The 22,442-nt window shown below is 46.2% G+C and carries 23 protein-coding genes; 17 read left to right on the forward strand and 6 right to left on the reverse strand.

The genetic code is table 11. The features are described from left to right. The first annotated feature begins 114 nt into the window (after window positions 1-114). Window positions 115-3,570, forward strand: a complete 3,456-nt coding sequence (gene pyc, locus M3202_RS03125; protein ID WP_251221899.1) for a pyruvate carboxylase — start codon at window positions 115-117, stop codon at window positions 3,568-3,570. A 311-nt stretch (window positions 3,571-3,881) separates the two neighbouring features. Here pyc and M3202_RS03130 read toward each other — a convergent pair whose 3' ends face one another. Beyond that, window positions 3,882-4,781, reverse strand: a complete 900-nt coding sequence (locus M3202_RS03130) for a COX15/CtaA family protein (protein WP_251221900.1) — start codon at window positions 4,779-4,781, stop codon at window positions 3,882-3,884. A gap of 352 nt (window positions 4,782-5,133) precedes the next feature. Here M3202_RS03130 and cyoE point away from each other — a divergent pair, with 352 nt between their 5' ends. The 6 genes from cyoE to M3202_RS03160 all read left to right on the forward strand — a co-directional run bounded on the left by cyoE (window position 5,134) and on the right by M3202_RS03160 (window position 10,738). Further along, on the forward strand, window positions 5,134-6,066 hold the full coding sequence (gene cyoE, locus M3202_RS03135; protein WP_285890134.1) for a heme o synthase: 933 nt from the start codon (window positions 5,134-5,136) through the stop codon (window positions 6,064-6,066). A 75-nt stretch (window positions 6,067-6,141) separates the two neighbouring features. Further along, window positions 6,142-7,179 (forward strand): cytochrome c oxidase subunit II, encoded by a 1,038-nt coding sequence (gene coxB / locus M3202_RS03140; protein WP_251221901.1) that lies wholly within the window; start codon window positions 6,142-6,144, stop codon window positions 7,177-7,179. Window positions 7,180-7,210: 31 nt separating this feature from the next. Beyond that, on the forward strand, window positions 7,211-9,082 hold the full coding sequence (ctaD, locus tag M3202_RS03145) for a cytochrome c oxidase subunit I (protein WP_251221902.1): 1,872 nt from the start codon (window positions 7,211-7,213) through the stop codon (window positions 9,080-9,082). A gap of 3 nt (window positions 9,083-9,085) precedes the next feature. Next, on the forward strand, window positions 9,086-9,703 hold the full coding sequence (locus M3202_RS03150) for a cytochrome (ubi)quinol oxidase subunit III (protein WP_251221903.1): 618 nt from the start codon (window positions 9,086-9,088) through the stop codon (window positions 9,701-9,703). A gap of 4 nt (window positions 9,704-9,707) precedes the next feature. Continuing rightward, window positions 9,708-10,052: a cytochrome C oxidase subunit IV family protein gene (locus M3202_RS03155; protein ID WP_251192024.1), complete on the forward strand. Its 345-nt coding sequence runs from the start codon at window positions 9,708-9,710 to the stop codon at window positions 10,050-10,052. Between the two features lie 137 nt (window positions 10,053-10,189). After that, complete coding sequence (locus M3202_RS03160; RefSeq protein ID WP_251221904.1) at window positions 10,190-10,738, forward strand: DUF420 domain-containing protein; 549 nt, start codon at window positions 10,190-10,192, stop codon at window positions 10,736-10,738. Window positions 10,739-10,884: 146 nt separating this feature from the next. Here the strand turns inward: M3202_RS03160 and ytvI are convergent, their stop codons facing one another. Further along, window positions 10,885-11,943, reverse strand: coding sequence for a sporulation integral membrane protein YtvI (ytvI, locus tag M3202_RS03165; protein ID WP_251221905.1), 1,059 nt, complete (start codon window positions 11,941-11,943; stop codon window positions 10,885-10,887). Between the two features lie 194 nt (window positions 11,944-12,137). On the opposite strand from ytvI, the gene M3202_RS03170 reads away from it, so the two are divergent. Continuing rightward, entirely contained in the window at window positions 12,138-12,593 is a 456-nt protein-coding gene (locus M3202_RS03170; protein ID WP_251221906.1) for a TcaA NTF2-like domain-containing protein, read from the forward strand. A gap of 58 nt (window positions 12,594-12,651) precedes the next feature. Here the strand turns inward: M3202_RS03170 and M3202_RS03175 are convergent, their stop codons facing one another. Continuing rightward, the gene (locus M3202_RS03175) at window positions 12,652-13,008 is read right to left on the reverse strand and encodes a YugN family protein (protein WP_251221907.1); all 357 of its coding nucleotides are present in this window, start codon (window positions 13,006-13,008) and stop codon (window positions 12,652-12,654) included. A gap of 282 nt (window positions 13,009-13,290) precedes the next feature. Here M3202_RS03175 and M3202_RS03180 point away from each other — a divergent pair, with 282 nt between their 5' ends. From M3202_RS03180 to M3202_RS03195, 4 genes are all read left to right on the forward strand, one after another. Beyond that, on the forward strand, window positions 13,291-14,364 hold the full coding sequence (locus M3202_RS03180) for a CAP domain-containing protein (RefSeq protein ID WP_251221908.1): 1,074 nt from the start codon (window positions 13,291-13,293) through the stop codon (window positions 14,362-14,364). 202 nt (window positions 14,365-14,566) lie between these two features. After that, the gene (locus tag M3202_RS03185; RefSeq protein WP_251221909.1) at window positions 14,567-14,989 is read left to right on the forward strand and encodes a YlbD family protein; all 423 of its coding nucleotides are present in this window, start codon (window positions 14,567-14,569) and stop codon (window positions 14,987-14,989) included. 16 nt (window positions 14,990-15,005) lie between these two features. Further along, entirely contained in the window at window positions 15,006-15,266 is a 261-nt protein-coding gene (locus M3202_RS03190) for a YlbE-like family protein (protein ID WP_251221910.1), read from the forward strand. A 58-nt stretch (window positions 15,267-15,324) separates the two neighbouring features. Further along, a complete protein-coding gene (locus M3202_RS03195) occupies window positions 15,325-15,750 on the forward strand; it encodes a hypothetical protein (protein ID WP_251221911.1) in 426 nt (141 codons plus the stop codon). Here M3202_RS03195 and M3202_RS03200 read toward each other — a convergent pair. After that, window positions 15,740-16,510: an ATP-grasp domain-containing protein gene (locus M3202_RS03200; protein WP_251221912.1), complete on the reverse strand. Its 771-nt coding sequence runs from the start codon at window positions 16,508-16,510 to the stop codon at window positions 15,740-15,742. The two genes, M3202_RS03195 and M3202_RS03200, sit on opposite strands and share 11 nt — an antisense overlap. A gap of 179 nt (window positions 16,511-16,689) precedes the next feature. On the opposite strand from M3202_RS03200, the gene M3202_RS03205 reads away from it, so the two are divergent. The 3 genes from M3202_RS03205 to M3202_RS03215 all read left to right on the forward strand — a co-directional run bounded on the left by M3202_RS03205 (window position 16,690) and on the right by M3202_RS03215 (window position 19,104). Then, window positions 16,690-17,133 (forward strand): YlbF/YmcA family competence regulator, encoded by a 444-nt coding sequence (locus tag M3202_RS03205; protein ID WP_251221913.1) that lies wholly within the window; start codon window positions 16,690-16,692, stop codon window positions 17,131-17,133. A gap of 79 nt (window positions 17,134-17,212) precedes the next feature. After that, window positions 17,213-17,491: a YlbG family protein gene (locus tag M3202_RS03210; RefSeq protein ID WP_251192035.1), complete on the forward strand. Its 279-nt coding sequence runs from the start codon at window positions 17,213-17,215 to the stop codon at window positions 17,489-17,491. A 383-nt stretch (window positions 17,492-17,874) separates the two neighbouring features. After that, the gene (locus M3202_RS03215; RefSeq protein WP_251221914.1) at window positions 17,875-19,104 is read left to right on the forward strand and encodes an MFS transporter; all 1,230 of its coding nucleotides are present in this window, start codon (window positions 17,875-17,877) and stop codon (window positions 19,102-19,104) included. A 210-nt stretch (window positions 19,105-19,314) separates the two neighbouring features. Here the strand turns inward: M3202_RS03215 and M3202_RS03220 are convergent, their stop codons facing one another. Further along, window positions 19,315-19,704 carry a DUF7147 family protein gene (locus M3202_RS03220; protein WP_251221915.1) on the reverse strand — a complete coding sequence of 130 codons (390 nt, stop codon included), beginning with the start codon at window positions 19,702-19,704 and terminating at the stop codon, window positions 19,315-19,317. 343 nt (window positions 19,705-20,047) lie between these two features. Here M3202_RS03220 and rsmD point away from each other — a divergent pair, with 343 nt between their 5' ends. Together rsmD and coaD are read left to right on the forward strand one after the other, a co-directional pair. Next, window positions 20,048-20,623, forward strand: coding sequence for a 16S rRNA (guanine(966)-N(2))-methyltransferase RsmD (gene rsmD, locus M3202_RS03225; RefSeq protein ID WP_251221916.1), 576 nt, complete (start codon window positions 20,048-20,050; stop codon window positions 20,621-20,623). Then, on the forward strand, window positions 20,616-21,101 hold the full coding sequence (gene coaD / locus M3202_RS03230) for a pantetheine-phosphate adenylyltransferase (protein WP_251221917.1): 486 nt from the start codon (window positions 20,616-20,618) through the stop codon (window positions 21,099-21,101). The genes rsmD and coaD overlap by 8 nt, the downstream gene beginning before the upstream one ends. Window positions 21,102-21,190: 89 nt before the next feature. Here coaD and ylbJ read toward each other — a convergent pair whose 3' ends face one another. Further along, window positions 21,191-22,414, reverse strand: a complete 1,224-nt coding sequence (gene ylbJ / locus M3202_RS03235) for a sporulation integral membrane protein YlbJ (protein ID WP_251221918.1) — start codon at window positions 22,412-22,414, stop codon at window positions 21,191-21,193. Between the last annotated feature and the right edge of the window lie 28 nt (window positions 22,415-22,442).

Here is a 22,442-nt window from a genome sequence, read left to right on the forward strand (position 1 = left end):
TAAGAAGAAGCTCGAAGTACAGACATACCATAGGAAAGAGTGCTGTTACTTGAGTTATTGAGAAAACAATTGTACAATCAGAGTAGACAAAAGAGAGTAGAAGAGGAGGCCTTTATGGAGGGTTTAACGACGATTAAGAAAGTGCTCGTAGCAAACCGGGGAGAAATTGCGATTCGGATTTTCCGCGCGTGTACGGAATTACATATTCGTACGGTGGCGATTTACTCTAAAGAGGATACAGGAGCTTTTCACCGTTATAAGGCAGATGAAGCTTATTTGGTCGGTGAAGGCAAAAAGCCGATCGACGCCTATCTCGATATTGAGGGAATCATTGAAATTGCCAAGCTGCAGGAAGTGGATGCGATTCATCCAGGCTATGGTTTTTTATCTGAAAATATTGAATTTGCAAAACGCTGCGAAGAAGAAGGGATTATTTTCATTGGGCCGGAATTAGAGCATCTCGTGATGTTTGGCGATAAGGTTCAAGCGCGTCAGCAGGCGATCAAGGCTGAGCTGCCCGTCATCCCGGGAAGTGACGGACCGGTAAACAGCATCGCCGATGTTCAGGCATTCGCCGATCAATATGGCTATCCTTTTATTATTAAAGCCTCGCTTGGCGGGGGCGGCAGAGGAATGAGAATCGTCAAGTCGGCTGCTGATTTGCAGGAATCGTACGAACGGGCCAAGTCCGAAGCGAAATCCGCTTTCGGCAATGACGAAGTGTATGTCGAGAAGTTCATCGAAAATCCAAAGCATATTGAAGTGCAGATTCTCGCCGATAAGCATGGCGAAATCGTTCATTTATATGAGCGAGATTGCTCGGTGCAGCGCCGCCATCAAAAAGTAGTAGAAGTAGCGCCAAGTGTCTCGCTGTCTGACGAGGTGCGGGAAAATATTTGCGAAGCCGCTGTAAAATTAATGAAAAACGTCCAATATGTGAATGCCGGAACGGTTGAGTTTCTCGTGACCGACAGCGGAGAGTTTTATTTTATTGAAGTCAATCCGCGCGTTCAGGTGGAACATACGATCACTGAAATGATCACGGGCATCGATATCGTTCAGTCGCAGCTTTTTATCGCTGACGGCGAGCCTCTCCATGGCTCGCGCCTCGGCATTCCGCAGCAAAATGACATCATCTGCCACGGCTACGCGATCCAATCAAGGGTGACGACGGAGGATCCGGCCAACGGCTTCCTCCCGGATACAGGGCGGATTAATGCGTACCGCTCCGGCGGCGGGTTTGGCGTGCGTCTTGATGCCGGCAACGGCTTTCAGGGAGCTGTGATTACGCCTTATTATGATTCACTGCTCGTTAAAGTTTCGACGTGGGCGCTGACCTTTGAAAGCGCCGCGGCGAAAATGGTGAGAAATCTGAAGGAATTTAGAATCCGCGGCATTAAAACGAATATTGCCTTTTTGGAAAATGTCGTCACACACCGCAATTTTCTCTCGGGTGAATACAACACATCCTTTATTGATACGACGCCTGAGCTGTTTGTTTTTCCGAAGCGGAAAGACCGCGGGACGAAGATGCTGTCCTTTATCGGCGAGACGATCGTCAATGGCTACCCGGGTCTCGAAAAAGTGAAAAAGCCTGTGCTGACAAAGGCAGTAGTGCCAAAGCTCAAATATACGGAACCGATTCCGGCCGGGACAAAGCAGCTGCTTGATGAGCGCGGCGCCGAAGGACTGGCGAAATGGGTCAAGGAGCAAAGCAATGTCCTGCTGACGGATACGACGTTCCGCGACGCTCATCAATCCCTGCTTGCGACGAGAATCAGGACCCATGATTTAAAACAAATCGCTGAGCCGACAGCGCGGATGCTGCCGAATCTGTTTTCGCTGGAAATGTGGGGCGGGGCGACGTTCGATGTGACGATGAGATTCCTTCATGAAGATCCGTGGGAGCGGCTGCTGACGCTGCGAAAGCAGGTTCCGAACTTATTGTTCCAAATGCTGCTGCGCGCTTCAAACGCGGTCGGTTACACGAATTATCCTGACAATGTCATCGAAGAGTTTGTCGAGAAGTCAGCCGCGGCGGGCATTGATGTGTTCCGCATTTTCGACAGCTTAAACTGGGTCGAAGGGATGAGGCTGGCAATTGATTCCGTCGGGAACAGTGGGAAGCTGGCGGAGGCCGCGATCTGCTATACGGGAGATATTCTCGATTCGGCCCGGCCGAAATACGATTTGGCATACTACCGGAACTTGGCGAAGGAATTGGAGCAGGCCGGGGCTCATATTCTCGGGATCAAGGATATGGCCGGGTTGTTAAAGCCGGAAGCCGCCTATCAGCTCATTACGGAGCTGAAATCGGCGGTGGATATTCCGGTTCATCTGCATACTCATGATACGAGCGGAAATGGCGTGTACATGTATGCGAAAGCGATCGAAGCCGGGGTGGACATCGTTGATGTGGCGGTCAGCTCGATGGCCGGCCTAACGTCGCAGCCGAGCGCGAACAGTTTGTATTATGCGCTCAGCGGGACGAAGCGCCAGCCTGATGTCAATATTGACGCGCTCGAGCAGCTTGCTGAATTTTGGGAAGGAACGCGCTCCTTTTATGCCGGCTTTGAAAGCGGAATGAATGCGCCGCATACGGAGGTGTACGAGCATGAAATGCCGGGCGGGCAATACAGCAACCTCCAGCAGCAGGCGAAAGCGGTCGGTCTCGGTTCGCGCTGGAATGAAGTAAAGAAAATGTACCGCACGGTTAATGACATGTTCGGTGATATCGTTAAAGTTACACCGTCGTCGAAAGTGGTCGGCGATATGGCGTTGTACATGGTGCAAAATGAGTTGACGGAGCAGGATGTGTATGAAAAAGGAGAGAAGCTCGACTTTCCGGATTCCGTCGTCGAACTGTTTCAGGGCCAGCTCGGCAAGCCATATCAAGGCTTTCCGAAAAAGCTTCAGGACATTATCTTAAAAGGACGCAAACAACTTGAAGGCCGGCCAGGGGAATCAATGCCGCCAGTTGATTTTGAACAGATCCAGAAAGAGCTGTTTGAGAAGCTCGGCCGTCAGGTGACAAGCCATGATCTGCTGTCTTATGCGCTGTATCCTAAAGTATTTCTCGACTTTGAACAGTTCCGTCAGCAGTTTGGCGATGTTTCTGTTTTGGATACACCGACTTTCTTTTACGGACTGCGATTAGGGGAAGAAATTGAAGTGGAAATTGAACAAGGGAAAACGCTAATTGTGAAGCTCGTTTCGATTTCTAAGCCGAAGGATGATGGCACGCGGATTGTCTACTTTGAGCTGAACGGTCAGCCGCGGGAAGTGGTGATCAAGGATCTCAATGTTGAAACAAAAACAATTGCCCGTCCGAAAGTCGACCAGAGCAATCCAAATCAAATCGGCGCTTCGATGCCGGGAACGGTTGTGAAAACGCTCGTTGAAAAAGGAGACAAGGTTAAAAAAGGCGATCACCTGATGATCACCGAAGCGATGAAGATGGAAACGACCGTTCAGGCCCAGTTTGATGGGGTCGTCGAAAATGTTTATGTGGAAAGCGGGGAACCGATTTTAACAGGAGATTTGCTGATTGAAGTCACTCCTGTCCAATAAGAGGAGAGCGGGGCAGGCTCCGCGCTTTGCTTCAAGCCGGAGGCAAAAGGTTGTTTTTTACCTTTTGTCTCTGGCTTTTTTACTGGATTCATCCGTTATGTTTCCATGAAGGAACCGGCAACAAAGGCGCCGCAGCGTTTTTGAAAAGATAACAAAGGATAAAATTTTCGGGTTGATTCGAAAAAAGGACGCTATGCGTTTTTCTTATGCTCAGGCGATTTTCGCAGCTGTATAAGAATAAACAATAATGGGTATGAATGACAAAAGGATATCCTCGGCTTTCAGGCCGGCGGATATCCTCATGGAACTGGTCAATACGCCCGCTTGCGAAGTAAAATCATTGCAAGGTAGCAAAGGGCGGAAAATAATGTTGAGATAATAAGAGCGTGCATCAAGCCGATTGTCAAAATCTGATTTTGTGTAAAGACGACGGATACTCCGCTAATGAGCTGCGCTGTAACAAGCAGGAAGCAGATCACACTGATCCAGACAAGCAGCCGCTGCGTTTTGTAATGACGCAGCACCCAGACCATCATCACGAATAAAAGGATTAAAAGAAGAATACCCGCAATACGGTGGATGAAATGAGCGCCGACAGGACCGGTTAATCCCGGGAACAGCTGTCCGTTACAAAGGGGAAAGCCGGCACAGGATAGGGTAGCTTCGGTATGCTTTACATACGCTCCTGTATAAATAACAGCATAGCAGTATGTAATGACAATAAAGAAAAAGGCTTTAAATCGTTTAGTTACGTGCACGGTCACTGGCCGATCCTTTCCATCTTCAAAGGAAAGAATGGTTAAAAGCACAACGGATGCGAGTGACATCGCTGAGATACCGAAATGAAGGGCGAGAATCGTGTTGGATTGACCGAATACGACCGCGCCGGCTCCGAGCAAACCTTGGAAAATAATTAAGATGACGGATAGAATGGCCATCAGCCGCGCTTCCTTGACATGCTTCAGCTGCTTCCACGACCAGATGGCAAGGACGATAATCATCGCGCCAACCAGGCCGGAAACGATCCGATGACTGTATTCGATAATCGTTTCGATTGCCGGACTTGTCGGGATCACTTCGCCGAAGCAGAGCGGCCAGGTTGCTCCACATCCTTCACCGGATCCCGTTTTTGTAACAAGCGCTCCCTGAAGGAGGACGATAAGAATACCAATTGAGGTCAGAATGCCATAAATCTTTAATTTTCTATGCATTCACTCCACCTTTCTTTCTATTTCGAAATGTAAGCCTAAAAAGGAAAATAAACCTTTTTGAATACCCTCTATAAAATTGGTGAAAATTATGCTAGAGTAGGCAAGGGCATTAGATCGCTCAAATTGATCTTATAGAATATCGGACATAAAAGTCAATTTAGCCTGAGTGAAATTTTTATGGCGTTTACAGCAAATGTGAAGATAATGTGAAACTCAGGATTTTAATGAAACGGAGTAGAATTTGATATATAATGTGATTGTGACAGATATTAGGGGAGCTAACATTCGCCTAATTTATTTTTTGTAGAAGAGTATTAAAGAAGGTTAATTCTACAAAGGGGGTGAAGATTTGATGAATAAGACCAATACTGCTTTTGAAGCAACGGACGTGATGTCAGAGTCAACGGTTGCCACTACGCAGCAAAGGTCGTGGAAAGATTATTTAGTACTTGCCAAGCAAGGAATCGTAACTTCCAACTTACTTACGACATTTGCCGGTATTTATTTAGCAGCTGTGTATACAAGCAGTGGAATCGGAGCACATTTGGATGCCATGGTTTTTGGTTTGTTAGGTGCAGCGCTTGTAATGGCAGGAGGCTGTACATTAAATAACTATATTGATCGTGATATTGACCATATTATGGAACGAACGAAAGAACGTCCGACAGTAACTGGACGGTTTTCAGCCAATCATGTTTTAATGGTTGGGTTATTGCAGGCGGCTCTTGGGCTTGTTTTCCTTGCTTTGACGACACCGACTGCTGCTGTCATTGGTCTGATCGGGCTTTTTATTTACGTCGTTTTATATACGATGTGGACAAAGCGCACGACAACCCTTAATACTATTGTAGGTAGTTTCTCAGGTGCTGTTCCGCCACTTATTGGCTGGGCGGCGATCGATGGAAGCCTTCATTCTTATGCATGGCTGTTATTTTTTATTATGTTTTTCTGGCAGCCGCCGCATTTTCTCGCACTGGCAATGAAGCGCGTCGAAGAGTACCGGGCTGCCGGAATTCCGATGCTTCCAGTTGTTGCCGGGTTTGCGATGACAAAGCGTCAAATAGTTGTCTATGTAGCGGCATTGCTGCCTGTCTCTCTTATGCTCTATCCTTTTGGCACTGTTTACACAATCGTGGCTGCGGTGCTTGGGCTTGGCTGGTTAGTTCTTGGAATTGCCGGCTTTAAGATGAAGGATGATATAAAATGGGCCAGACTGATGTTTGTCTACTCATTAAACTATTTAACGATTCTATTTGTTCTCATGGTCATTGTTCACCTTTTTTAAGTGAGGGAACGATGATTATAGATATAACTATTTGTAGTGATGAGCTACGTTATGAAAGTGAGGTTGGATTGTCAGATGAAACTAAGGAAAACCGTATGGCGTTTTCTACCTCTCTCATTGTTAGTCTTTTTGCTAACTGGCTGTCTGGGAGAAACAAACTTAACTGCCCTCGATCCAAAGGGGCCGCAGTCACAATGGATTTTTGACAAAATGCTTTTATCTTTGTATGTTATGGCATTTGTCTCAATTGTCGTATTTGCAATCTTTTTCATTATCCTTGCAAAGTATCGTCGTAAACCTGGTGACGATGAGCTTCCTAAACAAGTACACGGGAATACGGCACTTGAAATCACATGGACAGTTATTCCGATTATCTTGTTAATCATTCTTGCTGTTCCAACAATTACGGGAACGTTTATGATGGCAGATGACGAACCGGATCCTGAAGTAGGGGAGAATACTGTCGAAATTAAAGTAACAGGTCACCAATTCTGGTGGCAGTTTGATTATGAGGATGAAGGATTTACTGCTGGTCAGGAAGTGTACATACCTGTCGGTGAGAAGGTGCTATTTGAATTGCATGCACAAGATGTGATGCACTCCTTCTGGGTTCCGGCATTAGGTGGTAAGGTTGATACGATTCCTGGTATTACGAATCATCTATGGTTAGAAGCGGATGAGCCAGGCACTTATAAAGGGAAGTGTGCCGAGCTTTGTGGTCCTGCTCATGCCTTGATGGACTTCAAAGTCATCGCCCTTGAGCGCCCTGAGTATGATCAATGGGTTGCAAACATGCAGGCTGAAGTTGAAGAGCCGACGGATGCCCTTGCTCAGCAAGGTCGCGAGCTTTTCGGCGCTGACGGCTTAGGCTGTATTGGCTGTCACGCTGTTGGCGGAACAGGTACTGCTGCTGGTCCGGCTTTGACAAACTTTGGTGATCGTGAAGTTATTGCGGGTTATCTTGAAAATGATGATGAGCATCTTGCTGCGTGGATTCGTGATCCGGCGTCATTGAAGCAAGGTAATAACATGCCTTCTTTCCCGCAAATTAGTGACGAAGAAATGGAAGCACTTATTGCTTACCTTCGTTCGCTATCTGTGAATGAACAATAAAGACAAATCGATAAAAGAGGAGGTTAACCCTTTGGCTACACATAAACAGGAAAAAAGCGTCGTCTGGGATTGGTTAACAACGGTTGACCATAAAAAACTCGGTATAATGTACTTGATCGCCGGGGCGCTTTTCTTTGTTAAAGCTGGTGTAATGGCGCTTTTTATGCGGATCCAGCTCATGTATCCTCAAATGGATTTCTTAAGTGGGCAAACATTTAATGAATTCATTACGATGCATGGTACGATCATGCTCTTTTTAGCGGCTACACCTTTGTTATTCGGGTTTATGAACTTTGTGATTCCCCTCCAAATCGGAGCGCGGGATGTGGCGTTTCCATTTGTAAACGCCCTTGGCTTCTGGATTTTCATGGCCGGTGGACTTTTGCTTAGCACAAGCTGGTTCTTTGGCGGCGGTCCGGATGCTGGTTGGACAGCGTATGTTCCGTTATCAAGCCGTGATTATGCCGGGCTTGGACTGGATTTTTACGTGCTCGGTCTTCAAGTAGCGGGTATTGGTACGCTTGTATCAGCGATTAACTTTCTAGTAACGATTGTGAACATGCGGGCTCCTGGTATGACAATGATGCGTTTACCATTGTTTGTCTGGACATCGTTTGTTACATCAACATTGATTTTATTTGCTTTCACACCACTTGCTGCTGGTCTTGCTCTTCTTATGCTTGACCGTCTCTTTGATGGGCAGTTCTTCATACCGAGCATGGGTGGTAACGCTGTAATCTGGCAGCATATTTTCTGGATTTTTGGTCACCCTGAGGTATATATTCTTGTATTGCCGGCCTTCGGTATTATTTCAGAAGTTATTCCGGCCTTCTCAAGAAAGCGTTTGTTCGGTTATACAGCTATGGTATTTGCGACAATGATCATCGCCTTCCTAGGCTTCATGGTTTGGGCTCACCACATGTTTACAGTGGGTATGGGACCTGTTGCAAACTCCATTTTTGCGGTGGCGACGATGACAATCGCCGTTCCGACCGGTATTAAGATCTTTAACTGGCTTTTCACGATGTGGGGCGGGAAGATTACATTTAATACAGCGATGCTGTTTGCTTCTTCTTTCGTACCGACATTCGTACTTGGTGGGGTAACAGGGGTTATGCTTGCGATGGCGCCGGTCGACTACCTGTATCATGACACATACTTTGTTGTTGCCCACTTCCACTACATTATCGTTGGTGGTATCGTTCTTTCCTTATTTGCCGGATTATTTTACTGGTATCCGAAAATGTTCGGTCATAAGTTGAACGAAACGCTTGGTAAGCTGTTTTTCTGGATTTTCTATATTGGCTTCCATTTAACATTCTTTATCCAGCATTTGCTAGGACTAATGGGTATGCCGCGTCGTGTATACACGTATCTTGGCGACCAAGGGCTTGATGCTTTTAACTTTATCAGTACGATCGGGACATTCTTCATGTCAACAGCGGTCATTATCCTGGTAATTAACATCATTTACTCTGCGTACAAAGGAGAGCGCGTCACAGTTGCTGACCCTTGGGATGCTCGTACGCTTGAATGGTCAATTCCAACTCCGGTACCTGAGTATAACTTTGCACAAACTCCACAGATTCGTTCTTTGGATCCACTTTTCTACGAAAAGGTGCATGGTGACGGGACAATGAAGCCGGCTGAACCGCTTGGTGAGATTCATATGCCGAACGGCTCGATTTTACCGTTAATTATGGCAGTTGGTCTTTACTTTGCTGGTTTTGGCTTTATCATGCTAAACATGGAAAATCCGCTTATTAGTCCTTGGATTGTAGCGGTTGGCGGTTTGGCGATTACATTCGGTTGTATGTTTATTCGTTCAGTCAAAGAAGACCACGGCTATCATATTCCTGTGGAAACGATTAAAGCTGATTTGCAGTCGAAAGGAGGGAACTAAGAAATGGCGGGTGCAGTTGACACTTCAAAAGGGCTTCCTTCGCATCCTGAGAGAGCGACATTGGAAGGGAAAAACAAGTTTCTCGGTTTCTGGTTCTTCCTTGGTGGTGAAACAATTCTGTTTGCAACGTTCTTTGGAACGTACTTAGGGCTAAGAAATGGGATTGCTGATGGTCCATCTTCTCAGGAGATGTTCCAGCTCCCATTAGTCTTTATTATGACAATGCTTCTTTTAACAAGTAGTTTGACGAGTGTGCTGGCAATGTTTGCCATGAAGAAAAACAAATTCGGCACTTTCAAAATCTGGATGTGGATTACAGTCCTTCTGGGACTTGGCTTCCTAGGATTCGAAATTTTTGAGTTCTATGAGTATGTCCATCATGGATTCGGTTATACAACAAGTGCGTTTTCTTCATCGTTTTTCACATTGGTTGGTCTGCATGGAGCTCACGTAACCTTTGGATTGTTCTGGATTATGACGCTTCTCATTCGCTATAATAAGAGCGGAATTACGTTAACAAATGCTCCTAAATTTTATGTTGCCTCGTTATATTGGCACTTTATCGACGTAGTGTGGGTATTCATCTTCACTGTCGTTTATCTTATGGGAGTAGGAGGTTGATCGTATGGCAGATAACTTAAGTCAACCATTTGAGAAAAGTGCAATGACAGAAGAAGAAAAGCGTAAAACGAACAAAGAGATTCGTCGGCAAATTATTGTGTTTGCGTTAATGATCTTTTTGACGATTATTGCTTTTTTAGCGGTGAGTGCTGATATTATTCCAAGAACATTTGCCGTGCCGTTCATCTTGATTTTAGCTGTAATCCAGCTTGCGCTTCAGTTGCTGTTCTTCATGCATCTGAAAGATAAGGATCACGGTTGGGCGACAGCATTTATGGTATCTGGAATCTTTGTTACGATGCCGACAATTGCTGCGCTAATGTTACTTCTTGGTGTTGTGAAATATTAAGCTGATTTTAGAGGGCATCCGAAAGCGAACGCTTTGAGGATGCCCTCTGTCATGTTCATAAGATTGTAAATGCTTTAATTTTAGCAATGGCTGCCGGTCATGTATAATAGGAAAGAAAGAGAAAAGGAGTGATTCATATGAAGGAAACGGCAATCGACCGTCCCCATAAAAAACGCAATTATAAACCGGCTATTATTATTATTACCATTCTTGTGAACGGATTGGTCGTTATTCTGTCCGGACTGCCTGGATACGAAAATTTCACTGCATTCGATGTCACGATTTTGCCGATGATGAATGCGATCTTTAACAGCTTTACTTTCTTATTTTTAGTAGCGGCTCTTGCAGCGATTTTAAAAAGAAATGTCACCGTCCACCGGCGCTTTATTTATGCCGCTTTTGTTACGACGACATTGTTTCTCGTTACGTATGTAACGTATCATTTCCTCTCGCCTTCCACTCCATATGGAGGGACAGGCTTCATGGCGGGGCTGTATTACTTTATTTTGATTACCCATATCGTCCTTGCTGCCGTTATTGTACCGCTTGCTTTAACAGCGGTCGCCAGGGCATGGAATCTGGAAAATGAACGCCACCGCAAAATCGCGCGCTGGACGATGCCGATTTGGCTCTATGTCAGCCTGACAGGAGTTGTCGTCTACTTGATGATCTCCCCGTATTATTGAGCTTGAGATTGATAGTTAAAGGGGAGCTTTTTCCCTTTTTGTCTCAAGCTTCAAAGCAGTGCATCACCCATTGGAGGTAGCTGAGTTCGGTGTAAATGAAAGAGGCTGGGCAAAAAGGTTGTTTTTTCCTTTTGCCCAGCCCTTTCTTATACTTTAAAGTTCATTTTGATAATCCCGGCTTCTTTCGCAGATGTAAAGGCAATCACAATCAGTGGGCCGATGATAAAGCCCATGACCCCGAACAGCATCAGACCGAGGTACATCGCAATTAAGGTTGCCAGCGGGGAAAGGCCAATCTGCTGACCCATTACTTTTGGTTCTACTGTCCGCCGGATGATAAGCAGGATCGCGGCAAGAATGAGCAATTGTGTACCGATCGCGATATTGCCAGCCACTAATTGAAAAATGGCCCATGGGGCTAAGATGACAATGGAACCGATGAGCGGGATGAAATCAACAATCCAAATGATGAACGCCATCAATAGCGCAACTTCGGGTGCAATGAGCAAAAGACCGAGCAGCGATACGATAAAGATAATAATACTGACAAGGAACTGTGCTTTTATGAAGCCCCATACGACATAACGTAGACGGGAGGTCATAAAATTGACCTTCTCTTTCGTTTTGTCGGAAAGGTAAGCAAACAGTTTTACTTTTAAGCTTGGCAGCTCGAGCATAAACAGAAACAAGGCGATTAAATAAACAAGGAACGTAACAAGATATCCCGGAATGCTGGAAATGACCGAAGCGATATCATTGATTAAATTACGGTCACTGATCGTCGCCCGCATTTCATTTAATGCTCTCGTAACCTGAATATTAATTTCCTGAACGATTTCAGGAGGTAAGTTTTCGTATTCGTTTTCTAAATTGCGTTGCATGTTTAGCCAGGCGCGATTTAGATCATTAATATATTGCGGCAGGTTTTCAACAATGGCGGTGCCTTGCGTCACAACCTGCGTCGTTAAGTAGTAGCCTGATAATCCGATAAAACAAACAAACAGGGTGAAGATAATCATTACGGCTATATTCCGTTTCAATTTAGCCCGCTTTTGCAGCATATAAACTGCAGGTGACAAAATCAGAGCGGTCACAAAGGCTGTAATCAGCGGTAGAGAGACTGGTAAAATAAAGTAGGCTAATACAACTAAGATGATGATTGTAAGCAATATTAGAAATGTTCGTTTTGTCAGTAGTGCTGCCAATTTGGGACTCCTCTCATACACAATACAAGCTATCTTTATTATAGTATGAAGCAGAAACATTTAACAGTGACAACCGTTTTAAATTTTTACCGTGTTCACATTACTTTCTTCACTCCGGCGGACCAAAGCTCGGGATGTATGCTATAATCAGCAAGACTGAAGAATCAGAGATAAACAAAACAAGGGGTTTTATCGTGAAAAAGTTCATTGTACTGTCGCTTTTTATGTTCCTATCCATTATATGCACGGCCTGTTTTTCCACCGAGCCGGAGCAATTGATTGAAGCGGATGACGAGCTGACCGCAGAGGTGGCGGCTTTTGCCGAAGCATATAAGAAATCTATGGTAGATGCTGTAAATACAGGTGACTTCAATCAGATGGAGCCATTCTTAATTACGAATAACAGCTATTACCATTCGCTGCGCCGCTATGTTGAAGAACTGCATAGTGAACAGGTTACAAAAACGTTAGAAAACTTCCGTATTGATAAAGTGTATGTCGATGAAATTGACGAAATTCATGCTGATGTTTATGAAAAAGTCATCATACACCGGACTGAAGACGAAACGATTGAGAGAAACGTCCGGTACGAGATGGTTCGCGGTGGGGATGATGGCCTGCGCATTGTCACGATCAGGGAAAGACGGTAAGCTTTTCCCGCGTCCTGTTTAAAAAGGCTGACCCATGATTCGCGGGACAGCCTTTTTCTTATTTCTCGTTTTCTTCAAGCATTTTCTTTAACAGCTCAAGCTTCTTGTTGCATTTGTCAATAATTGGATGAGGGAAGGTTTCTCCTTCATATTCCACACCATGTGGATAATAGTGTTTGCCAAGAATAGGTGTCATCAGCTTGATAATCGTATCATCGTGCGGAATATCACCTTTAATGGCATATGCCGGCAAACGCAAGTAATAGATGTCATCCTGATTTACAATTTTGTAATCAAACATGACACGCTCATAATCCCACTGTCCTGCGTGCACAAGACCGATTGATTCTGCAGCGTGGCGGACAGTTTCAAATTTAAATTCTTTATCTGCAAGTCCTATATGCTCGAATTTCACTACGAATACGCCTCCAATTCATTATATGTACTCTACTTATGATAGTATGAAAAAGCTTCGGTTGCAACGTTTGAATGGTGAATGTTTTATGGAGATTGAAATGTGGAAGAAAAGGGTAGAGCATTCGGGTGAGAATCGGTCTTCACGAAGCGGTTGACGGGTGATTCGACACCGTCATCGTGAGAAAGACAGAAGGTTACATTGTTAGTGAAAGGAGTCAGGTAAAAGACTTCGAAATAGATAAGAGGTAGAAGTAGCCGCAGCAAAAAGGAGAGGGTTGATTTGAAAAAGGGTTTTGTTATTGGAATCGGCATCTGTTTATTTGTTTTTCTGATCGCTTTTGAGACGATGTTTGCACAGCAAATCAAGGAATGGTTTAGCTCTTCTTCAAGGGTGACAGAGGTTGTTGAGGAGCCTGAAGAGCAAACTGGAGATAGAGAAGAGCTTTTAGCAGCAGAGGAAAATCACAGCCCGAGCATAGATGCGATTGGCCTGATCGGAATGCGGGAGGAGGAAGTAAGACAGCAGTATGGTGAGCCCGCGCGAATAGATCCTTCCGCCTATGGTTATGATTGGTGGATTTATCCTTTATCCGAGTTGTCCTACATGCAGGTTGGGATTGACGATGCGCAAGTAGTGACGGCCTTTATTGCTGGTGATCTTCTGGGGGATTTAGGCTTTCTCGACAGGGGGGAGTCGTACGCTGAAATAAACGAAAGTCTCTCGTTTGCTAAAGAAGTCGATGTGAACTGGAGCTTTCGTTTTCAGCTGTCGGACGAAGATTTGCAGATGCGTCCGCTCATTCAACTGGAAGATCAATGGCTTCAGCTTTATTTTGATACATTTACCGGAGAGCTATCAAGTGTCCGGCTCCTGACGGAAGAAGTTCTGCTTTTGCAGCGCCCTTATTCGGTTACCTATCGTGGAGATTTACCTGACGCTCCTGAGCTGACGGCCCAACAATGGGCGGAGATTGAAGAAGGCGAGGCGAGACAAATTTTTGATCTGACAAACTTGATCCGGCACCAGCACGGGCTCGCTCCAGTGGAATGGGATGCCGAGGTGGCGAACGTCGCTTATTTGCACAGCAAGGATATGAATCAGGGAAATTACTTTTCCCATACATCTCCCACTTACGGCGAGCTAGGCGACCGTTTCGAAAATGGAGGGATTCCCTTTAGAGCGGTTGGAGAGAATATAGCAGCGAAGTATGTAGACGGAATAGCCGCCGTCGAAGGCTGGCTGAACAGCGAAGGACACCGGGCGACACTGCTCCACGAAGAATTCACCCACCTCGGCGTCGGCGTCTATCAGGATTACTACACCCAAAACTTCATGACCCCGTTTGAATTATAAGAGGCTGTGACAAAAGGTTGTTTTTTGACCTTTTTCCCAGCCTCTCTAAGCAATGAGCGAAGCCATTGCCGTGGGCCAGGACGCTTTTTTCTGAACTGCCTTTTTCATCTTCCCGCGTGCGAAAAAAATTTAAAAAATGGGCGAACCAAGGACTAGGCTCATTTGTAAGCTATAGTATGACAGGAAAAAGAAGGTGAATTTAATGGAGAAAAATCAGGAATTACACCCTTCTGTTCAGCAATTTAAAGAGTTTATGAAACAGCATCCGGCGTTAATCGCTGAAGTGAAAGCCAACCGCCGTTCGCTTCAAACAATTTATGAAGAATGGTCCATATTGGGACCGGAGCATGAGCAATGGCAAACCTATCGTTCAGTGAAAGCCGAGGCCGCACAGGAACCGGTTGAAGAGGAAACGGCCTCGAATTCCAATTCAACGGCTTCTGATACGCTTGGTCAAGTGATGGGACTGATTCGGCGGATGAACGTCCAGGACTTGCAAAATCATTTAGCTCAGTTCAGCTCGGTGCTGGCAAATGTCCAAAACGTCATTCAGACGTTCCAGCGTCCATCGAATCAGCCTTCCCAGAAACCGCAGGATCATCCATTTTCATTTCGCCGGGATTAAGAAGGAGGGGAAGTAAGTGAGACGCGATGTGCTGCAAGTGCTGCAAGCTTCGCCTGAACTGCGACAATATGTCAGACAGCACCCGGTCTGGTATCGTCGCCTGGCCAGAGATCCGGGGCAATTGCAGGCAATGGAGAAGGAAGCGAATTATTTTTACGGTCGGACATTGCCGCAACGGGTGGAGAAAATGCAAAATCAGCTTGGATTGGCGATGATGATGATTGAGATGCTAAGAATGGGGCAGGCAACGGTGGCGCAAGCTCAGGGCGGCCAGTAAAATCAACGAATAGTCAGCTTGCGGGAGGAGACCCTACAAATAGGAAGGAGTGGTCTTCATGAAGCAGGCATGGCTAACGTTCTTACTTTTCATCTCACTATGTGCGGGCACTCCCGATGCTGAAGCGGCCGATGAGACCGTTCATTCATCTTCGGTTCGTGTCACTCCCTTGCAAAATATTGAAGTGATCGAAATTAAATCAGAGCAGGAGCTCGTTGTAACTCATAAGGTGAAAGATGGAAGGATCTATGTCGAATGCTTTCTCAATGATTTTGTGCTTTCAGAGGAAAAGGCTGGATCTTTGCACGAGCAAGGTGAAGGCCATCTGCGCTTATATGTCGATGATGAGCATGTTGCGACCTTGTTCGAAGCGGCATTTATTATTGAAGGATTGGCACCGGGAGAGCATACCATTACAGTTTCGGCTGTGAAAAATGATCGCTCTCCATACGGATTTGATTCAACCTTTTCCGTTACTGTTTAACTAGCCCGGTAATATATTTGTAAATATGCTGTTCGACAGAGACACCGAGCTGCTGAAAGCCCTGGTTGCCAAAAAGCGTGTTGAATTCCAAAAAATAAAATTTGCCTCCGGCAGAAACAAGGTCAAAGCCGGCATGATTGATGCCAAGCTGTCTGGCTGTCTGCTGGACAAGCGTTACCGCATCCTCCGGTATGTCCTCAAACGAAATACGAGCGCCCTGGGCGACGTTATTGCGGAACGAATTGCGCTCATTAATCCGCCAATAGGAGGCAATCACCTCATCACCGACAACGCAAATCCGCAAATCACGGTCAATCGGTAAATATTCCTGTACATAGAAGTAAGGGTTGTTTTCGGCATATTGATAAAACTGCTGATGATCCTCGATTAAAAAAACGCCTCTGCCCATTGAATTGCGAATTTCTTTGGCGACAAAAGGAAAGGGAAATTCAGCGAAAACGCGATTAATATTGTCGTCGTTTCGGCCAAGGATAACCGTCTTCGGTACATGCTCGGGGCATACGCTCCAAAGCGCGCGAGTTACTTCGATTTTATTGAAGCCAAGCTGAATCGACTGAATGCTTGGAAAAATAGTTTTTTTCATCCCGTAAACAAGAGCATTAACCTGCCAGTTTTCAGGGAAAAGGCAAATGTCAGCTTCCGCAATTTTGCCACGTTCCTCAAACATATGCTCAGGCTTGACATAATTAATGCCCGGAATGCCGATTGTACGAAACGGATTAAAGGTAACAATCTTCAATGTGTACGCCCCTTCTTCTCTCATTTTTACATAAGTCGAATGAATTATAGTCATAGAATGCCGGATTGTCAATGCTTTGGGAAGGGGCTTGAATGGGAAAGGAATCATTCGGGATGCCCGGTTGAATCGTTCGTATTTTTTACAAGACGTGGTATAATGCATGGGAGGAGGTGTGGTGAATGCTTGTAACCATGTCGACATTGGAATTAATGGAAGAAACGGACGCGTTAAGTCAAGCGATTCTCTTGTCAGAGCCGTTTTCTGAGTATAAACGTGCGAAAAATGAATTGCAAGAAGATAAAGAAGCGCAGGAGTGCATTCGGCGGTTTAATGCTGTCAAGGAGCAGTACGAGGATGTGCAGCGCTTCGGGAAGTACCATCCTGACTATAAGCGGATTTCCACGGAGATTCGCGAACGGAAGCGTGAGATGGACGTCATGCCAACCGTAGTCGCCTTTAAAAAGGCGGAGCGTGAGCTGGAGTCGCTGTTGAATGAGGTCAGTGAGATCATAGCCCGCGCGGTGTCGCCGACGATAAAAGTACCAACAGGAAATCCTTTCTTCGATTCGATGTCCTGCAGCGGCGGCTGCGGTTCCGGCGGCAGCTGCAGCTGTGGCGGATAAGAAAGCCGACAAAAAGAAGATTGAAGAGCAGAAACGGTCCATGTTACAGTAGAAAGAGATGAATAAAAGGAGATAAATTATGCTAAGTTCAAAGCGCCAGGGGATTGCCGTATGGCTGACTTCTCTTAAATTTGCCAGACAATTACGCCGGTTTGGACATGTTCACTATGTCTCAAAAAAAATGAAGTATGTCGTCTTTTATTGTGATCAGGAAAAAGTGGAAGACACGATCAAGAAGCTCGAGTCCTTTCATTTTGTCCGGGAAGTAAAGCCGTCAATGCGACCGTTTATTGCGACGGAGTTTCAAAATGCGAAGCCTGACAGAGCAAAGGAATATGATTATAAAATGGGGATTTAAGAGTGTCCAAGCTTTACGGGCACTCCTCTTTTTTGCATTTTTCGTATGGATTTCCGGAAATGGCCGTGTCGCCAGTTTTCTCAGGTTCATGCCAGCAAAGACAAGCATTGCAGCGTGCCCCCCATCCCAGTAGCGAACCCTGGTTACTAACAAAAAGGCCAAGAGGAGAGGTTGGATGAAATAAACAGCTTTCCGCGGAGAGTGAGGGCTATGCTCTCATGTAGTGGAAATACTTTTGTCTCCCGAAAATCAACCGTTGCCTAAACGGCAGGAAAATCGAAGAAATGTATGAAAACCCGCTCAATCCCTTCGCTAAGCATAGGAGAAGCGAGTTGTATATTTCGCAAAACGAAATATACAATAGAAATAAGGAAGTGATTCGAATGAGCGGGTGGAAGCGAAATTTATATATTTTAATGATCTGTCAATTTCTTGTGATGAGTGCCATGACGATGATTATGCCTTTTCTTCCTCTCTATTTGCAGGAGCTCGGGGTAAATGACCCCGCGGCTGTTGGCTTGTGGGCCGGTGTGATCTTCGGCGCAAACTTCTTGACGGCATTTTTATTTTCCCCGTTCTGGGGACGCTTAGCTGATCGATACGGGCGGAAAATGATGATTTTACGTTCCGGCTTCGGCATGGCGCTGATTGTCAGCTTAACAGGCTTTGCAACGGGGCCGGTGTCTCTCCTTTTTCTGCGCCTTGCAAACGGGGTGATTGCCGGGTTTATCCCGGCTTCAATCGGCCTTGTTGCGACAAATACGCCGAAGGAGAAGGCGGGGCACGCGCTCGGACTTCTGCAGGCAGGAACGGTCGCCGGGGCGATATGCGGTCCGTTGATTGGCGGCGTCCTAGCACAGGCTTTCGGTTTCCGGATGATTTTCTTTGTAACAGGAACAGGGCTGCTTGTGGCAACGCTTGTCGTGTTTTTTTTCGTTCGGGAATCCTTTACACCGGCAGAGGTCACTGAAAAGACAAATACATGGCAGGAATGGAAGCAGATTACCGGACATCGGCCTGTCCTTGCGATCTATTTCGTCATCTTTTTCATTCAGCTGGCGATTATGGGTGTCAATCCACTGCTTTCGATTTTTGTGGAAGAGCTGACCTCTCCGGAGCAGGCCGCCTTATTTGCCGGTCTCGCTGTTTCTGTGCTTGGCTTTGGCAATATGCTCGGATCGTCACAGCTTGGCAAGCTCGGGGATAAGGTTGGGGCGCATCATGTCCTGATTTATGCTCTGCTTGGGGCAGCCTGCTTTTCGATTCCACTGGCTTTTGTGACAGAGGTTTGGCAATTGATCTGTTTGCGCTTTTTTATCGGGCTTTGTCTCGGAGGACTTTTGCCTTGCGCCAATACGTTGATCCGGCTTCACGCGCCGGGCGGAATGGAGAGCCGGACATACGGCTTTTCCAACAGTGCGATGTATTTAGGAAATATGCTTGGTCCGGTACTTGGCGGCTCGGTTGTCGCCACGGCGGGAGTGCGCGGTCTGTTTCTCATTTCGGCATTGCTGCTGCTCGGCAATGTGCTGCTCGTCAAAAAGAAAGTGATTCCACCTGCCAGCCGGCGTTTTCGTGCGGAACAACAACGAAATCAAAAAGCGTTGTCATAAAGAAAGGAGGCTGTGCCAAAAGGTTGGTTTTACCTTTTGGCACAGCCTCTAAGCAATGAGCGGAACCGCCACGATTTGTTAAAGCCCGTTGTGAGTGGGTTTCTCACAACGGGCTTGTGGCGTGTGGAGCCATTGCCAGTAGGTCCAAAGCTAGTTTTGGACCAAGACCTTGTTTTTATAGTAGGAAAGCAAAGACTCTTTGTTTTTTGGCTATTGGAGGGGCGGGATAAAACGGTTGAGGCGAAGAACGCCGATCACATATTGAAAATAAAGCTCAAGCTCGTTAAAGTCCGCGGAAGGTTTAACTTCAAGCCGGTGAATCGGGGCGTCAAGTTCATGGGAAAGCTGCTCGAACAGCTGATAGCGCTCTGTTTCTTTTTCTTCCGGTGGGTAAACGCCTTCCAGTGAAAGGTAGAGCGGCATCAGCTTACCTGGTTCGGCAGGCTGCAAAATAACGACCAGCGAAGACTTTTTCTGCCCGGAAATGACCGTATCGAGCTGAACGAGCCGCAGAAGCCGGCGCTGGTTTGTACGGGCGATTTCAAACAGCTCATATAAATCGGTATAGCCTTCCCCTAATAAAATAAAGCGTTGAATCATTGTTATGCCTACTTTCCATTTAGATTCTAGCTGAAAATGTAGCAGACTTTGGCGGTTTTGTCGAGAAAAAAACCTCACAAGGATGTCCTTGTGAGGTGCCTATATGCATATATTCATATGCTTGTAGGCTATGGGAGAGGAGAAACCGGAGGAAGAACTTATGGGGAAACGTAAGCCTTCTCCGCGGTTGTCGTAACACTAACAAGAGTGCTACTACTGTCAGTATGGACGAATTCGGCTTGCTTCATACATAAAAATCAAATGAGAAACAGAAGAGGATAATGACTCTTTTTTATGGTAGGATGAAAGAGGTAATTTCGGAGAAGAAGCAGGTGAAGATGGTATGAGAGTCATATCTGGAAACAAGAAGGGACTGCCTTTGAAGGCTGTGCCCGGCAGCTCGACGAGGCCGACGACGGATAAGGTGAAGGAGTCGATTTTTAATATGATTGGGCCGTACTTTACCGAAGGCCGGGCCCTCGATCTTTATGCGGGCAGCGGAGGGCTTGGAATTGAGGCATTGAGCAGGGGAGTGGAGCAGGCGATTTTCGTCGATCAAAACCGTAAAGCGGTGGAAGTGGTCAAGCAGAATTTAGCGGATTGTGAACTGACTGACCGGGCTGAGGTGTATCGAAATGAAGCGTCGCGCGCCTTGAAAGCGTTGTTAAAAAGAAAGCTGACTTTTTCCCACGTCTTTCTCGACCCGCCTTACGCAAAGCAGAATCTCGTTAATGAAATTCGGATTCTTCAGGATTTTGGCCTGCTGGGGCCTGCATGTACGATCATCTGTGAGCATGACCGGGCTGTGGAGCTGCCTGATTGCATCGGTGATGTGAACAAGCAGCGCAGTGAAACGTACGGAGACACAACAATTACGATCTACAACTATACGGTTGAAGGAGGAAGAATGGATGACTAGTATTGCCGTGTGTCCAGGAAGCTTTGATCCTGTCACGTTAGGACATATTGATATTATTTCAAGAGGGGCGGCGGTGTTTGATAAAGTGATTGTCGCTGTCTTACATAATCGTAACAAGCAGCCGCTTTTCTCAGTCGAAGAACGCCTCGCTTTGCTCCGGGAAGCGACGAAGCATATTGAAAATGTCGAAGTCGACGCCTTTAACGGCCTGTTGATCGATTACATGAAAACAAAAAAGGCGCAGACGATTATTCGCGGTCTGCGGGCTGTTTCTGATTTTGAATATGAGATGCAGGCCGCTTCGATCAATAAGAAGCTTGGCCCGGAAATTGAAACCTTTTTCATGATGACGAATCATCATTATTCGTATTTAAGCTCAAGCATTGTTAAAGAGGTAGCCAAATACGATGCCGATGTCTCTGATATTGTTCCCGAGGTGGTCGCAGCCGCTTTGAAGGAAAAATTCAGCAAGTCTTAAACAAAAACTGTGGCTTCGAGAGGCTGGGTCAAAAGGTTGTTTTTTTACCTTTTGCCCAGCCTTGCTAGTTTTGTCTCAAGCTTTTCTCTTTATTCGCTCTTCAATGTCCGCGACGCCGTCAACAAAATGAAAATGACAAGCATCAAAAGGGTAAAGACGGAGCCATATTGACTGAACGGCTGCCATATCGTTTGAATCCACTGTCCGGACGGAGCGTCGAGAAAGACGGGAAGGCTTGGGCGAAAGTCGGAGCCTGCTTGCTGATTTACGTAAAGCGGCTTCCACAGGAGAAAGACGAGAACCGCTGCGAAAAAGCCGTGAAAGATGCGGGCGATAAAAAACGGTTTAAAGCGAATGTCAGTTTCCGCTAAAATGCTGGCGACCTGAGCCTGGATCGAAAATCCGCTGAAAGCGAGAAAGAAGCTCGTGACGATGATTTGCTGCAGCAGCTCGGTATTGGTCACTTGACTGACCATCTGCGCCCCTAATGTAATTTCAAACAAGCCGGAAATGAGCGGAATGCTTAAATCGTTTGGTAAATGAAAAAAAGCGAGTATAATAGAACAAAATGAAGCTAATACGGCCTGAATTCCGACCAGGCTCAAGATTTTGTTCAATACGGAAAACAAAATAATAAATCCGCCGATCATTAAGAGCGTCCGCACTGAAGAATGAACAGCATCGCCAAGCAGCTTGCCGATTGGCCGGCCGTCGCGGATCCGTTCTTCATGCATCAGCTTTAGCGCATGCGACAGGCCGCGGAAGGGAGGGCGCTCGACGGAATGCTTGGCCTCTTCATCGCGGCCGTGGAACCGCATTAACAGTCCGACGCAAATGTTGCCGATGTAATGCGCGAGGGCAAGGACAATGCCTAACGAGGCGTTGTGAAAAAAGCCGACCGCGATCGCGCCGAAAATAAATAATGGATTGGATGAGTTTGTGAAGCAGACGAGCCGCTCGGCTTCAATTTTTGTCACTTTTTTTTCCTGGCGCAGGCGGGCCGTAATTTTGGCTCCGGCCGGGTTTCCTGAAGCAAGTCCCATGGCCCAGACGAATCCACCGACGCCGGGAACCCGGAAAAAAGGCCGCATCAACGGTTCAAGCAAGGTCCCGATAAAGGTAACGACGCCAAAGCCGATTAACAGTTCAGAAACGATAAAAAAGGGCAGCAAAGAGGGAAAAACGACATCCCACCACATCTCCATACCACGAATCGAAGCATCGAGCGATTCCTTTGGATAGAGCATTAACGAAGCTGCTAATATCATGCTTACCATGGCAAGCAAAAAGGTTTTGGTGATGGATAAGGACATCAATATATGGCCTCCTTCATTAACATAA

The organism is Halalkalibacter oceani (assembly GCF_023715605.1).
In the GTDB taxonomy this organism is placed as follows: Bacteria; Bacillota; Bacilli; order Bacillales; family Bacillaceae_D; genus Halalkalibacter; species Halalkalibacter oceani.